At 40.2% G+C, this 921-nt stretch carries 1 protein-coding gene and 1 pseudogene; both read right to left on the bottom strand.

Going from position 1 to position 921, the window contains the following annotated elements:
* Nucleotides 1-204: pseudogene (locus QOS10_RS09410) on the bottom strand (IS3 family transposase); the annotation flags it as partial.
* Nucleotides 201-800, bottom strand: a complete 600-nt coding sequence (locus QOS10_RS09405) for a transposase (protein ID WP_283595197.1) — start codon at nucleotides 798-800, stop codon at nucleotides 201-203. The pseudogene QOS10_RS09410 and the gene QOS10_RS09405, both read right to left, overlap by 4 nt.
* Between the last annotated feature and the right edge of the window lie 121 nt (nucleotides 801-921).

Genomic DNA, 921 nt, shown 5'->3' with positions numbered 1-921 from the left:
AACTTGCTGACTCAAATTAATTAACCTGGTCATTTTGTCATAACCAACACTTTGTTTGTGTTCATTTTCTAACTGCTCAATTAACTTGAGAAGTTCCAATTCCTCGATTTCACGTTCATTTGGATCGTGTTTAAGCCACTTGTAGTAAGCTTGCCTAGACACTCCAGCAGCTTTGGTTAATTCACGGACTGAATCGGCTATCATTTCCTGAATCGCTTGATATCGTCCGGTCGATCCACCTCCCGATTGCGTATTTCGACTAATTTTTTTGCAAATGCAATTTGAACCTCCCGTTCACGCTCTCGAGCCTCTAATTCGCGAACTTTTTTTCTTAACCGTTCTAATTCATTAGTCGGTTCTTTATCCTTGTTACGCCCACGGTTATCCTTCAATGCTGCCCAATCATTGTTTTCCTGGTACTTGCGTACCCAAGAATAAACGCGTTGATAACTAACGTTATACTTCTCATCAGCCGCCTTATAGTTGTTGTCATGGTCAATCGTCCATTGAACGATACTCTTCTTTTCATCAAAGGTTACTTTTCGTCCCATTCTTCTAGCTCGCTTTCTCGTTGTCTGATTAACGGTAAGGTTGCCACTATTGTAACTGATAACCCATTGATGGAGTTGAGAAATATTCCTAATTTGGTATCGCTGAAGGAGTTCCTGGTTAGAATACGTACTTGAAAGATAAGCTTTGACAGCGGCTACCTTTGTTTCTAATGAGTATTTCCGATTATGCTTAGGCCTAATTAGACCTGCTAATCCAGCCATTAAGAATTGTTTGATCCATTTACTCATATTCGCTGGCCGCACGCCGTGATAATCGGAGAAGACCGTTAGGTCGTAATCCGATTCTTGATACTTACTAAGTAGCTTAAGTTTCTCAATAGTTGAATAACTTACAATACAAAATACCCCC

The organism is Limosilactobacillus galli, from assembly GCF_947381495.1.
GTDB lineage: Bacteria > Bacillota > Bacilli > Lactobacillales > Lactobacillaceae > Limosilactobacillus > Limosilactobacillus galli.
The sequence above is the reverse complement of the archived record's forward strand: the minus strand, read 5'-3'. Positions and strand labels throughout refer to the sequence as shown.

Coding starts and splice junctions, on each gene's coding strand:
- QOS10_RS09405 (WP_283595197.1), bottom strand. CDS start 800: ATGAGTAAATGGATCAAACAATTCTTAATGGCTGGATTAGCAGGTCTA.